The sequence below is a fragment of the Kitasatospora sp. NPDC033851 genome (assembly GCF_055576085.1).
On sequence record NZ_JBVIRL010000021.1, the window covers coordinates 117,962 to 131,081 of the forward strand.

At 73.0% G+C, this 13,120-nt stretch carries 11 protein-coding genes and 2 riboswitches; of the genes, 8 read left to right on the plus strand and 3 right to left on the minus strand.

What is annotated here, in order from left to right; all coding sequences use genetic code 11:
• Positions 1–2: 2 nt before the first annotated feature.
• The 6 genes from ACZ51D_RS32390 (at position 3) to ACZ51D_RS32415 (ending at position 5,710) form a co-directional block, all read left to right on the plus strand.
• Complete coding sequence (locus ACZ51D_RS32390; RefSeq protein WP_360508255.1) at positions 3–674, plus strand: pyridoxamine 5'-phosphate oxidase family protein; 672 nt, start codon at positions 3–5, stop codon at positions 672–674.
• 14 nt (positions 675–688) lie between these two features.
• Entirely contained in the window at positions 689–1,378 is a 690-nt protein-coding gene (locus tag ACZ51D_RS32395) for an FMN-binding negative transcriptional regulator (RefSeq protein ID WP_465623277.1), read from the plus strand.
• A 117-nt stretch (positions 1,379–1,495) separates the two neighbouring features.
• Positions 1,496–2,908, plus strand: coding sequence for a sugar porter family MFS transporter (locus tag ACZ51D_RS32400; RefSeq protein WP_465623275.1), 1,413 nt, complete (start codon positions 1,496–1,498; stop codon positions 2,906–2,908).
• Between the two features lie 58 nt (positions 2,909–2,966).
• Positions 2,967–3,668: a dienelactone hydrolase family protein gene (locus tag ACZ51D_RS32405; protein WP_360508247.1), complete on the plus strand. Its 702-nt coding sequence runs from the start codon at positions 2,967–2,969 to the stop codon at positions 3,666–3,668.
• 137 nt (positions 3,669–3,805) lie between these two features.
• Positions 3,806–5,074: an MFS transporter gene (locus ACZ51D_RS32410; RefSeq protein WP_465623273.1), complete on the plus strand. Its 1,269-nt coding sequence runs from the start codon at positions 3,806–3,808 to the stop codon at positions 5,072–5,074.
• 99 nt (positions 5,075–5,173) lie between these two features.
• A complete protein-coding gene (locus ACZ51D_RS32415) occupies positions 5,174–5,710 on the plus strand; it encodes an HAD domain-containing protein (RefSeq protein WP_465623271.1) in 537 nt (178 codons plus the stop codon).
• Here ACZ51D_RS32415 and ACZ51D_RS32420 read toward each other — a convergent pair.
• Positions 5,688–6,476: a CPBP family intramembrane glutamic endopeptidase gene (locus tag ACZ51D_RS32420; protein ID WP_465623270.1), complete on the minus strand. Its 789-nt coding sequence runs from the start codon at positions 6,474–6,476 to the stop codon at positions 5,688–5,690. The genes ACZ51D_RS32415 and ACZ51D_RS32420 overlap by 23 nt on opposite strands.
• A 150-nt stretch (positions 6,477–6,626) precedes the next feature.
• Complete coding sequence (locus ACZ51D_RS32425) at positions 6,627–8,132, minus strand: glutamate-cysteine ligase family protein (RefSeq protein ID WP_360508235.1); 1,506 nt, start codon at positions 8,130–8,132, stop codon at positions 6,627–6,629.
• 383 nt (positions 8,133–8,515) lie between these two features.
• On the opposite strand from ACZ51D_RS32425, the gene ACZ51D_RS32430 reads away from it, so the two are divergent.
• Entirely contained in the window at positions 8,516–9,088 is a 573-nt protein-coding gene (locus ACZ51D_RS32430) for a hypothetical protein (RefSeq protein ID WP_360508230.1), read from the plus strand.
• A 415-nt stretch (positions 9,089–9,503) separates the two neighbouring features.
• On the plus strand, positions 9,504–9,695 hold the full coding sequence (locus ACZ51D_RS32435) for a DUF5999 family protein (RefSeq protein WP_030256473.1): 192 nt from the start codon (positions 9,504–9,506) through the stop codon (positions 9,693–9,695).
• 156 nt (positions 9,696–9,851) lie between these two features.
• On the opposite strand, the gene gcvP is transcribed toward ACZ51D_RS32435, so the two are convergent.
• Positions 9,852–12,752 (minus strand): aminomethyl-transferring glycine dehydrogenase, encoded by a 2,901-nt coding sequence (gene gcvP / locus ACZ51D_RS32440; protein ID WP_360508228.1) that lies wholly within the window; start codon positions 12,750–12,752, stop codon positions 9,852–9,854.
• A gap of 104 nt (positions 12,753–12,856) precedes the next feature.
• Positions 12,857–12,989: riboswitch (glycine riboswitch) on the minus strand.
• A 1-nt stretch (position 12,990) separates the two neighbouring features.
• A riboswitch (glycine riboswitch) is annotated at positions 12,991–13,094 on the minus strand.
• Positions 13,095–13,120 lie beyond the last annotated feature (26 nt).

Sequence of the window (13,120 nt, forward strand, 5' to 3'; positions counted from 1 at the left end):
TCATGTCAGACACCACGGAAGGCTCGCCGACCTACTCCCGTACCCCCAGGACCACCCCCACCCGGTACAAGGACCGGGCCACCTGGGAGCAGGAGGCGATCCACGCCATCCTCGACAGCGCCTACATCTGCCACCTCGGCTTCGTCGCCGACGGCGCCCCCGTGGTGCTGCCGACGATCTACGCCCGGGTCGGCAGCCGGCTCTACGTCCACGGCTCCACCGGCAGCCGTCCGATGCGCGGCGCCTCCGGCGAGCAGGGCATGCCGGTCTGCGTCACCGTCACCCAGGTCGACGCGCTGGTGCTGACCAAGTCCGCGTTCAACCACTCGGTGAACTTCCGCTCGGTCGTCGCCCACGGCACCGCCCACCAGGTCACCGACCCCGAGGAGCTGGACGTCGCGCTGGCCGCCCTGGTCGACCACGCGATACCCGGCCGCTCCGCCGAGGTCCGCCCGGCCAACGCCAAGGAGCTCGCCGCCACCGCCGTCCTGCGGCTGGAGCTGGACGAGGTCTCGGCCAAGACCCGCGAGGACGACGCCGCCGACGACCCCGAGGACGCCGACCTGCCGCACTGGTCCGGCCTGATCCCGGTCACCACCGTGCACGGCACCCCCGTTCCGCACGACGACGGCACCATCCCGCTCCCCGCCCACCTGCGCACCTACCCCCGCTGACGAGGAGCGCTCCGATGCTGATCAGGTCCTGGGACCGCGGCGACGAGAACGAGTGGCGCGCCTGGCTGGCCGAGGGCCGCGACTTCGGCCTGCTCGCCGCCAACGGCGGCCCGGGCGAGGGCCCGGTCCTCGTCCCGACGCACTTCCTGCTGTACGCCGAGCACGGCGAGATCCTGCTCCACCTCGCCGCGCCCAACCCGCTGCTGGCCGCCGTCCGGGCCGACCCGCAGGTCACCCTCGCGGTCACCGACGGCTACGCCTTCGCCCCGGGCCACTGGCGCGGCGCCCCCGGCACACCGACCAGCTACTACGCCTCGGTCCACTTCCACTGCACCGCCGAGGTCGTGGAGTCCGCCGCCGGCAAGGCGGAGATCCTCAACCGCCAACTGGCGCACTTCCAGCCCGAGACGCCGGAGGTCCGAGTGGTGCCCGGCGGCGGCGAGTTGGCCCGGCAGCTGCCCGGCCTGCGCGGGCTCCGGCTGACCGTGAAGGAGGTGCGGGCCAAGTTCAAGTACGACGACAAGAAGCCCGCCGAGACGCAGTACGCGATGGCCGACCGCCTCGCCGAGCGCGCGGACGGCGGCGGGCGCGGCCGCGACCAGTACGCCGCCGCCCGTACCCAGCTGCTCCGCCGCCACGAGCGGCGCGCCGCCCAACCGGCCACCTCCCGGGGGCGCACCACCACACCGCGCGCCGCCGACTGACCCCGCGTCACCCGATCGGCCCTGAACGCGGGCAGGTCGGCCCCGCCGCTGCTCGAATGTGAGACGAGCCCTGCCCACTCCGCGTCAGAGCGGGCCCGTCCACCCCGGGGAGCGCGCGTGTCCACAGTCAACGGCCAACGGGCGGCCGGCGAGGCCCATCTCGGCCACGTGGTGTTCATCTCTGCGGCGGCGGCCATGGGCGGCTTCCTGTTCGGCTACGACAGCGCGGTGATCAACGGTGCGGTGACGGGCATCCAGAAACACTTCGCGGTGGGCCACGGCACCACCGCCTTCGTGGTCGCCATCGCGCTGCTGGGCTCGGCGGCCGGCGCGGTGATCGCCGGCCGGCTCGCCGACAACTTCGGCCGGGTGCGCACGATGCTGCTGGCCGCCGCGCTGTTCGCGGCCAGCGGCATCGGCTCGATGTTCCCGCCGAACATCGAGACCCTCGCCACCTGGCGCGTGATCGGCGGCATCGCGATCGGCATCGCCTCGGTGATCGCGCCCACCTACATCGCCGAGGTCGCGCCGACCGCCTACCGCGGTCGGCTCGCCTCCTTCCAGCAGATGGCGATCGTGCTCGGCATCACCGTCTCCCAGCTGGCCAACTGGGCGCTCAACCAGGCCGCCGGCGGCGAGTCCACCAACCACCTCGGCGGCATCGAGGCCTGGCAGTGGATGCTCGGCGTCGAGGCGATCCCGGCCCTGGTGTACGGGCTGATGGCGCTCGCCATCCCGGAGTCGCCGCGCTTCCTGATCGCCGACCACCGCGAGGCGCAGGCCCGCAAGGTGCTGGTCGAGGTCGAGGGCGAGGGCGTGGACCTGGACGCCCGGGTGGCGGAGATCCGCGCGGTGCTGGAGTCCGCCCACAAGCCCCGGATGAAGGACCTGCTCGGCGGCCGCTTCGGCCTGCTGCCGATCGTCTGGGTCGGCATCGGCGCCTCGGCGTTCCAGCAGTTCGTCGGCATCAACGTGATCTTCTACTACTCGTCCCTGCTCTGGCAGTCGGTCGGCATCAACGAGTCCAACTCGCTTCTGATCAGCCTCTCCACCTCGATCATCAACGTGATCGGCACGGTGATCGCGATGGCCCTGGTGGACCGGATCGGCCGCAAACCGCTCGCCCTGGCCGGCTCGATCGGCATGGCGGCCGCGCTCTCCACCGCCGCCTGGGCGTTCTCCTTCCGGTACGGCACCGGCGACACCGCCACCCTGGACAACACCCACGCCACCGTCGCCCTGGTCGCCGCGCACGTCTTCGTGCTGTGCTTCGCCTTCTCCTGGGGCGTCGTGGTCTGGGTCCTGCTCGGGGAGATGTTCCCCAACCGGATCCGCGCGCTCGCCCTCTCCGTCGCGGCGTCGGCCCAGTGGATCGCCAACTGGGCGATCACCGTCAGCTTCCCCGACCTCGCCGACTGGAACCTCTCGGCGACGTACGCCATCTACGCGGCCTTCGCGCTGCTGTCCATCCCGTTCGTGGCCTTCTGCATCAAGGAGACCAAGGGCCGCCCCCTGGAGGAGATGGGCTGACCCCGCCCCCCGCCCCCCGCACCCCGCCGCACGCGGCCCGACCCACCGAGAGGAAGCCATGCCCGACCAGCGCGGCTCCCGGCAGAACGTCACCTTCCCGAGCAACGGCCGTACCGCGCACGGGTACCTGGCCCGGCCGCCGCAGGGCGCCGGGCCCGGCCTGGTGGTGGTGCAGGAGTGGTGGGGGCTCACCACGCACGTCGCCACCATGGCCGACCGCTTCGCCGCCGAGGGTTTCACCGTCCTCGCCCCCGACCTGTTCGGCGGTGCGACCACCCACGACCGCACCGAGGCGGCCCGGTTCAAACGCGAACTCCCGGTCGAGCGGGCCGTCGAGGACCTCTCCGGGGCCGTCGACCATCTGCTCTCGCTGGACGGGGTGGTCGGCGACGCCGTCGGCGTGGTCGGCTTCTGCATGGGCGGCGGCTTCGCCCTGCTGCTGGCCGCCCGGGCCGGCGACAAGGTGGCCGCCGTGGCGCCCTTCTACGGCCTCCCGCCCGACCCGGACTTCGACTACCGCGGCCTCACCGCCCACGTCCTCGGCCACTTCGGCGAGCTGGACGGCTCGATCCCGATGACCGCCGTGGACGAGGCCGCGATCCGGATCGGCGAGGCCACCGACGTCCGCCCCGAGATCCACTTCTACCCGGCCGGGCACGCCTTCATGAACGACGAGAACCTCCTCGGCACCTACGACCCCCTGCAGGCCCGGATCGCCTGGCGCCGCACCCTCACCTTCCTCCGGGGCCACCTCGGCTGACGGGGCCGGCCCGGCCCCGCTGCCGGGATCGGCTCGACACCGGCTGGCGGACTCGACCCGGCATCGACCCACCGAGGCGGCCCGACAGGTGCGCAAACCCGATGGACACCTGTACGAACTCCGGCCATAGTCGCCAGGTGCCCACCCCACCCCCGCGCCCCCGCCGCTTCGCCTGGGCCAGCCGCAACTTCCGCATCCAGACCGCCGCCACCGTGGTCAGCGGCCTGGGCAATGCCGGCGCCCCCATCGCCACCGCCTTCGCCGTCCTCGGCAACGGCGGCACCACCACCGAGGTCGGCTACGTCACCGCCGCCCGCCTGCTGCCCACGGTGCTGCTCCTGGTGCTCGGCGGCGCCCTCGCCGACCGCCTGCCCCGCCACCGGATCATGGTCGCCGCCAACCTGTTCAGCGGCGCCTCCCAGGCCGTACTGGCCGCGCTGGTCCTGGCCGGGAACGCCCGACTCTGGCAGCTGCTGGTGCTCTCCGCCGCCGGCGGCGCCGGCTACGCGCTCTACTCCCCCGCCTCCGGCGGCATGATCATGCAGGCCGTCCCCCAGGAGCAGGCGGCCCGCGCCTTCTCGGTCTTCCGGATGGGCCAGAACGCCTCCCAGATCGGCGGCGCCGCCCTCGGCGGAGCACTCACCGCCGTGGTCGGCCCCGGCTGGGTGCTCGCCCTGGACGCCCTCTGCTTCCTGATCGCCGCCGCGCTGCGCTTCTTCCTGGAGCCGGAGCAGGCCCCCGCCCCCTCGGGCGCCAGCATGCTGCGCGACCTGCGGGAGGGCTGGCGGGAGTTCGCCTCCCGCCGCTGGCTCTGGGTGATCGTGCTCCAGTTCTCCGTCCTGGTCGCCTGCATCGGCGCGGTCGAGTCGGTGTACGGGCCGGCCATCGCCAAGGAGCGGCTCGGCGGCGCGGGCGCCTGGGGCCTGGCGATGTCCGCCTACGGCGTCGGCCTGGTGGCCACCGGCCTGCTGATGGCGCGCTGGCGGCCCCGCCGGATCCTGCTGGTCGGCAACTGGGGGGTGTTCCTGTTCGGCGTGCCCGCGCTGGCCCTCGCCGCCGCCGCACCGCTGCCGCTGCTGATCGCCGCGATGTTCCTCTCCGGCGTCGGCGTCACCGTCTTCGGCGTCAACTGGATGGTCGCGCTCCGCCAGGAGATCCCAGCCGAGATGTTCTCCCGGGTCTCCGCGTACGACGAGCTCGGCTCCTACTCGCTCGCCCCGGTCGGCACCGCGCTGGCCGGCCCGGCCGCCGTGGCGCTCGGCCTGGGTGGCGCGCTCTGGACCTGCGCCGTCGCCTGCCTGGTGCTCAGCGCGGCGGTCCTGCTGGAGCCGCAGGTGCGCCGGCTGAGCCGCCGGAGCACCACCGACGCACCGGTGCCCGCCACCGAGCCCGTGCCCACGTCGTGAGCGCCCCGTGCGCCCCTCGTGCGCCCACCGGTGGGCAACCAACGGGACAGGTGGTACGTCCGGACAGGTAGGAATCACGACCGCTCTGGGGGGCCACCGGTGCCGAAGCCACTGCTGTTCCTGGACGTCGACGGCGTCCTGAACCCGGTCTGCCCGCATCCGGACGCCGGATTCGACACCCACACCCTGCTCGGCTACGCCGTCCTGCTGTCCGCCCGGCACGGCGACTGGCTGCGCGAGCTCGCCGGGACGTACGAACTGGTCTGGGCCACCACCTGGGAGGAGCACGCCAACACCCACATCGCCCCGGCGATCGGCCTGGACCCGCTCCCGGTGGTCCGCCTCAGCGGCTACGTCCCGCAGCCCGACGACCCGCACGTCCCGCTGATGGAGCTGTTCTCCGCCGCCAAGTGGGCCCCGCTGCTGCGCTACGCCGGAGGCCGCCCGTTCGCCTGGGTGGACGACGTCATCCCCTCCCGGCTGGTCCGCAAATCGCTCTGGCGCCGCGACCGCCTGCTGCTGCCGATCGACCCCGGCCAGGGCCTGGAGCGCCGGCACGTCGACCGGCTGCTCGCCCGACCGCCGCGCGGCCAGGCCCTCCCCGTCAAGGCGCTCAGGGGGTCGGCAGCCAGCTGACGTGCCCGGCGAGCAGCGCGTACCCGACGAAGGCCACCGTGTCGATCAGCGCGTGCGCCACCACCAGCGGCATCACCCGCCCCCAGCGCCGGTACAGCAGGCAGAACACCGCCCCCATCACCATGTTGCCGATCAGCCCGCCGACCCCCTGGTACAGGTGGTACGAGCCGCGCAGCACCGAGCTCGCCACCACCGCCGCCGGCCAGGACCACCCCAACTGCCGGACCCGGCGCAGCAGGTAGCCGAGGACGACGACCTCCTCGAGGATGGCGTTCTGCCAGGCCGACAGCACCAGCACCGGCACCCGCCACCAGACGTCCGGCAGCCCCGAGGGCGCGACCGTCAGGTTGTACCCGGCCGCCTGCGAGGCCAGGTACAGCGCCAGCCCCGACCCGCCGATCGCCGCCGCGACGGCCGCGCCCCGGCCGAGGTCGCGCAGCTTCTGCCCGAGGTCGAAGCCCAGCACCCGCAGCGCGGCGCCCTCGCGCACCAGCAGGTAGCCGACCAGTACCACCGGCATCAGGCCGCGCCCGATGTAGTACAGCTGCCACACCAGGTCCAGCCAGGGCCGCCCGGGCGCCCGCGAGCCGTTCAGCGTGGCGACCTGCTGGCCGAGCTTGATCGGTTCGGTGAGCGAGCCGGCGAAGCTGATCAGCGCGCTGATCCCGCTGGCCCCGAGCGAGAGGCCGAGGACGATCAGCAGCTCCGCCCCGAGCAGCCGGCGGGTGGGCTGCTCGGTCTCCGGCGCGGTCGGGACGGTGGTCACGGGGGCTCCAGCGGACGGGCGGTCGCTCCGGCCGTCGGCCGACCGCCGGAGCGATCATCCTGACACAGCGGCCCGGTCAGCCGGCCGGCCAGGTGCGTACCGGCCGACCGGGGTACACACCGGCCGACCCACCGGCCAGGTGCGTACCGGCTAACCCACCGGCCAGGTGTGCACCGGCTCCCCGCCGCGCATGTGCTCGGCGTAGCGCCGGGTCATCGCCGCGAGCGCCGCCGGCCGGTCCATCCCGTACTGCTCGCGCAGTCGGTGGAAGGTCGCGCTCTGCCAGGCCGCGCCGTTGGTGCGGCGCAGGCAGCGCTGCTCGATGATGCCCAGGTAGCGGTCCCGGTCGGCGGGCTCCACGCCCCACTCGTCGAGGCCCTGGTAGGCCATCGGCAGCAGCTCGCCGAGCACCAGGTCGACGGCGGACACCGTCTGCAGCCCGCCGCCGCGTCCGGCCCGTCCGGGGCGCGGCCACTGGAACACCGCGTCGATGCCGTACCGGGCGCCCTGCCGGAAGTTCTCGTCCGCCCGCTCGAACGGCAGCCGGGTCCAGACCGGCCGGGGCTGCTCGGCGAGCACCCGCACCAGCCCGTAGTAGAAGGCGGCGTTGGCCAGTGTGTCGGCCACCGTCGGCCCGGCCGGCAGCGCCCGGTTCTCCACCCGCAGGTGCGCCACCCCGCCCGAGACGTCGTAGATCGGCCGGTTCCAGCGGTAGATGGTGCCGTTGTGCAGCCGCATCTCGGCGAGCTTGGGCGCGCCGCCGGTGGCCAGGACCTTCAGCGGGTCCTCGTCGTCGCAGATCGGCAGCAGGGCGGGGAAGTAGCGCAGGTTCTCCTCGAAGAGGTCGTACGCCGAGTCCACCCAGCGCTCGCCGAACCAGGTGATCGGGCGCACGCCTTGCGCCTTGAGCTCGGCCGAACGGGTGTCGCAGGCCTGCTGGAAGAGCACCGGACGGGTCTCCCGCCACAGCTCCCGCCCGAACAGGAAGGGGGAGTTCGCGCCCAGCGCGAGCTGTGGCCCGCAGAGCGCCTGGGCGGCGTTCCACACCGAGGAGAAGCGCTCGGGGGTCACCTGGAGGTGCAGTTGCAGCGAGGTCGCGGCGGCCTCGGCGACCATGGTGATGGACTCCAGCTGGAGGTGCTCGACGCCCTCGATGTCGAGCGCGATCTCCTCCCCGCGCGCGGCCAGTATCTGGTCGCTGAGCAGGGTGTACCGCTGGTTGTGGCTCATCGCGTCGAGGCCGGTGTGGGCGTGCTCGAGGGTCGGCAGGATGCCCACCATGACGATCCGGGCGCCCGCTTCGGCGGCCCGCCGGTCGGCGTAGCGCAGCCCGATGTCGAGCTCCTCCCGCAGTTCCTCGAAGACGTGCCCGCAGAGCCGGTGCGGCGTGATGTTGACCTCGATGTTGAACTTGCCCAGCTCGGTCTGGAAGTCGCTGGAGCCGATTTCGCTGAGCACCTGGGCGTTGTTCATGGCCGGCAGGCCCTGCTCGTCGGCCAGGTTGAGCTCGATCTCCAGCCCCATCACCGCCCGCGGCCGGTCGAAACGGTCCTCCCGCAGCATCCGCCCCAGCGCCTCCTGACAGGCCTGGAGCTTTCGCCGGTAGAGCTGTCGGTCCGCCAGATCCGCCCGAGTCGCCACGACCTTCTCGCCCACGGTCCCCTCCTCCTGAGACACCCCGTTGAGCCACCCGGCCGACCGACCGTGCAAGCATCATGCCCACCTCGAAGATCGATACCCGAATGCTTGTACTGGCTTGCAATGCAAGGAAACTGACGGTAATTCAGACTATCTGCAGACTTGCTCGGCGCCACCGCCCGTGATAAACAGATCACCCTGCGCATCTGTTCGATGAAAATTCGCACAGCGCTCCGGCCGGTCCGCTCCCACCGCGAAGCCCTCGTCGACGGCGGCGACCGCGCCGGCACCGCGATCCTGCACAACCGGACACGGCCCGGCCCCCGTCACCGATGACGCGCCACGCCATGCCGGTATGCCGCACTCGCACGCCGATCTCACCTGGAGAGGCGGACCCCGCCATGACTCTGCAGACCCCCCAGCCCCCGCCGAGCGCCCTGCGTGCCGTCCTGGGCGCACTCGACTCGGAGACCGCGCTGCGCCAGCCCGCCGCCGCAGCACTGCGCCATCCGGCCGGCCCCCTGATCCCCGCCCATCCGCTCGCGGTCCATGTCCTGCACGGCCCGCACCCCGATCTCCCCGCCGCCCGCCGCACCGGGTGGCGCTTCCTGATCAAGGACGGCGCCGACGTGGCCGCCGCCGCCGAGGTGGTGCAGGCCGTCGAGGGCCACACCTTCTCCCACTTCACCGCCGGCCCGTACCTCGACTCGACGGTCCGGGCGCTGCGCGAGGCCTGGCAGCTCGCCCAGAACTCCCGGATCCGCCAACAGCCCAGACTGCTGACCTTCCCAGGCCAGTACGCGACGGCGCTCTGGCTGCACAGCCCCGACACCGGCCCGGCCGCCGACCTGCTGATCCCGCTCGCCCCGGCCCCGCTCGGCGTCACCGCCCACCGCGCCTACCCGGCCGCCGAACTGCTGCCGCTGCTCGCCCGGGCCCCGCTCGCCAGGCCGCTGCTCCTCGGCTCCTCCTGAACCACCCGTATCCGCACGGGCCGCCGGACCACCGCCCGGCGGCCCTCCGTCGTGCCCGCGCACCCGGGCCCGGGTGCGTCACCCGAACGGCGACCACCTGAACGGGCCATCCCCCATGGCCTGATCGGGCCATCCACCGCCTGACCCACCGGTGCGCGATTTCCCCCTGCCCCCACCTGAACGGGTGATCTCTGCCCGGGAGTTGTGGCGCATGTCACGAAATCGCTGCGCGCACGTCCGCGGATGCCGACACTGGGAACCAGCGTGGAAGGACCACCTGTCCTACCCACTTGAGCGCCGGTCAACACCTGGTCGGCGTGCGGACAGGATCCGACTACCGCGGCGGCCTCCGGACGGCACGACCTCCGGCGACCGCACCACGGGGAGGATCGCAGAGCGAAGCGAGGGTACGCGTATGTGCCAGCACCGTCCTGAGTGCCCATCGGCCGAGTCCGAAGACCGCGAAGCGGCCGTGTCGGTGGCCTGCCACCCGGAGCAGGGCTGGAGCCTGCTCTGCAACGGCGTCGTCCTGTTCGAGGACACCGGAGAGCTGCTGCCGGACGGCCGGGTGATCGCGCCGCGCCGACCCGTCGCCCACGCGGCCTGACCACCCGGTCCCCGGCCGTACGCCGGGCGCGACCGCACCGCGGTCCCGACCGTACGGCCGGCCCGGACACCGACTCGAGGCAGTACGGGCAGGGCCCCGGCGGAGAGTTCCGCCGGGGCCCTGCCGTTCGTCCGGACGCCGTGGCGCCCGGCTCCGTCAGACGCCGTACTCGTCCAGCGGCGGGCAGGAGCAGACCAGGTTGCGGTCGCCGTACGCGCCGTCGATCCGGCTCACCGGCGGCCAGTACTTGTCCGCCGGGTTCACGCCCGCCGGGAAGACCGCGTCCTGCCGCGAGTAGCCGTGCGCCCAGTCGCCGGCCAGCTCGGCGGCGGTGTGCGGGGCGTTGCGCAGCGGGTTGTCGTCGGCGGCCCACTCGCCCGAGCCGACCTTGTCGATCTCGGCCCGGATCTCGATCATCGCGTCGCAGAACCGGTCGATCTCGTGCAGGTCCTCGGACTCGGTCGGCTCGATCATCAGCGTGCCGGCCACCGGGAAGGACATCGTCGGCGCGTGGAAGCCGTAGTCGATCAGGCGCTTGGCGATGTCGTCCACCGTCACGCCCGTCTCCTTGGTCAGCGGGCGCAGGTCGATGATGCACTCGTGCGCGACCAGCCCGCCCGGGCCGGTGTAGAGCACCGGGAAGTGCGGCGCGAGGCGCTTGGCGATGTAGTTGGCGTTCAGCACCGCGACCTGCGTCGCGCGCTTGAGGCCCTCGCCGCCCATCAGCCGGACGTACGCCCAGGAGATCGGCAGGATCGCCGCCGAGCCCCACGGCGCGGCCGAGATCGGGCCGACACCGGTGGCCGGGCCGGCCTCCGACTGCAGCGGGTGGTTCGGCAGGTACGGCGCCAGGTGGGCGCGCACCGCGACCGGGCCGACGCCCGGGCCGCCACCGCCGTGCGGGATGCAGAAGGTCTTGTGCAGGTTCAGGTGCGAGACGTCCGCGCCGAACTTGCCCGGCTTGGCGAGGCCGACCAGGGCGTTCAGGTTGGCGCCGTCCACGTACACCTGGCCGCCGGCCTCGTGCACCATCGCGCAGATCTCGGTGATCTGGGTCTCGTACACGCCGTGGGTCGACGGGTAGGTGACCATCAGCACCGACAGGTTGTCGCGGTGCTGCTCGATCTTGGCCTTCAGGTCCTCGACGTCCACGTCGCCGTCGACCAGGGTCTTCACCACGACCACGCGCATGCCGGCCATCACCGCGGAGGCCGCGTTGGTGCCGTGCGCGGAGGACGGGATCAGGCAGACGTCGCGCTGGGTGTCGCCGTTGCCGTGGTGGTAGGCGCGGACGGCCAGCAGGCCGGCCAGCTCGCCCTGCGAGCCCGCGTTCGGCTGGATCGACACGGCGTCGTAGCCGGTCACCTCGACCAGTTGCTGCTCCAGCTGGCGGATCAGGGTCAGGTAGCCCTGGGCCTGGTCGATCGGCGCGAAGGGGTGGAGCTGGCCGAACTCCGGCCAGGTCACGGCCTCCATCTCGGTGGTCGCGTTGAGCTTCATGGTGCAGGAGCCCAGCGGGATCATGCCCCGGTCCAGCGCGTAGTCCCGGTCCGACAGGCGGCGCAGGTAGCGCAGCATGGCGGTCTCCGAGCGGTGGCTGTGGAAGACCGGGTGGGTCAGGTACTCGTCGTCGCGCAGGAGCGCGGCCGGCAGCGCCTCGGCGCCCTCGGCCACCTCGACCGCCTCGACGCCGAACGCGGCCCAGACGCCGGCCAGGTGCTCGCGGGTGGTGGTCTCGTCGGCGGAGACGGAGATCCGGTCCGCGCCGTCCTGGTGGACGTTGATGCCGTTGGCGCGGGCGGCGGCGGCGATCTCGGCGGCGCGGCCCGGGACGACGGCGGTGACGGTGTCGAAGAACTCGCCGTGCAGCAGCTCGACGCCGCCGGCCCGCAGGCCCTCGGCGAGGGCGGCGGCGTAGCGGTGGGTGCGGCGGGCGATGTCGGCCAGGCCGTCCGGGCCGTGGTAGACGGCGTACATGGAGGCCATCACGGCGAGCAGCACCTGGGCGGTGCAGATGTTGCTGGTGGCCTTCTCGCGGCGGATGTGCTGCTCGCGGGTCTGCAGCGCGAGGCGGTAGGCGCGGTTGCCGTCGGAGTCGACGGACACGCCGACCAGGCGGCCGGGCAGCGAGCGGGCGTACTCGGCGCGCACCGAGAGGTAGCCGGCGTGCGGGCCGCCGAAGCCCATCGGCACGCCGAAGCGCTGCGAGGTGCCGCAGGCGATGTCGGCGCCCAGCGAGCCGGGGGACTTGAGCAGGGTCAGCGCCAGCAGGTCGGCGGCGACGGCGACGATCGCGCCCAGGCCGTGCGCCTGCTCGATCACCGGGGCGAGGTCGCGGACCACACCGGTGGCGCCCGGGTACTGCAGCAGCACGCCGAAGACACCGCGCTCGGCGATCTCGGCCGGGATGCCCTCGGACAGGTCGGCGACGACGACCTCGACACCGGTCGGCACCGCGCGGGTCTCGATCACCGCGATGGTCTGCGGCAGGGTCTCGGCGTCGACCAGGAACACGCCACCCTTGACCTTGGTGACGCGGCGGGCCAGTGCCATCGCCTCGGCGGCCGCGGTGCCCTCGTCCAGCAGCGAGGAGCCGGAGGTCGGCAGGCCGGTCAGGTCGGAGACCACGGTCTGGAAGTTGAGCAGCGCCTCCAGGCGGCCCTGCGAGATCTCCGGCTGGTACGGGGTGTAGGCGGTGTACCAGGCCGGGTTCTCCATGACGTTGCGCAGGATCACCGGCGGGGTGAAGGTGCCGTAGTAGCCCAGGCCGATCATCGGCTGGAGCACCCGGTTGTGGCCGGCCAGCTCGCGCAGCTCGGCGAGGACCTGGGCCTCGGTCCGGCCGGCGGGCAGGTCCAGGGCGGTGATGGAGCGGATCGCCTCGGGCACGGCGGTGGCGGCGAGCTCGTCCAGCGAGCCGTAGCCGACGGACGCCAGCATCTTCTCCTGCGCGGCGGCGTCGGGGCCGATGTGGCGGTTCTCGAAGGGGCTGGCCAGCTCAAGCTCGGTGAGGGTCGAGGCGCTGGTGGGGCGTCCCGCGTTCGGCTGGGCGTTCATGGTGGTCGAGGCCTCCTGGTCACGGACCGGCGGGGGTACGCGCGCCGACCGGCCTTCCCCGCTGCGGACAGCGAATGAGCCATGGCGGGCGGACCCGACAGGCCTCCCCCTCTGTCATCGGGACCTGAGAGCTTCGCCCGCACGGTGCGCTGTGGGCGCTCCGTCGGCTTGCACCGTCGGTGAGGGTGGTGGTCGCCGGCTTCTGTGCCGAGACTCCTGCCCTGCTTTCCAGAGTGACCTACCCCACACGGTACGGATGCCTGAGAGATTCCGGGGAGGAGTTGCTCCTTCGGCGCCCCGACCAGCGCTTTTCGCGGTCGGAGACTCTCCCGAGCGGGCTCTGCGGTCGCCGCCCAGGGTACCAGCGG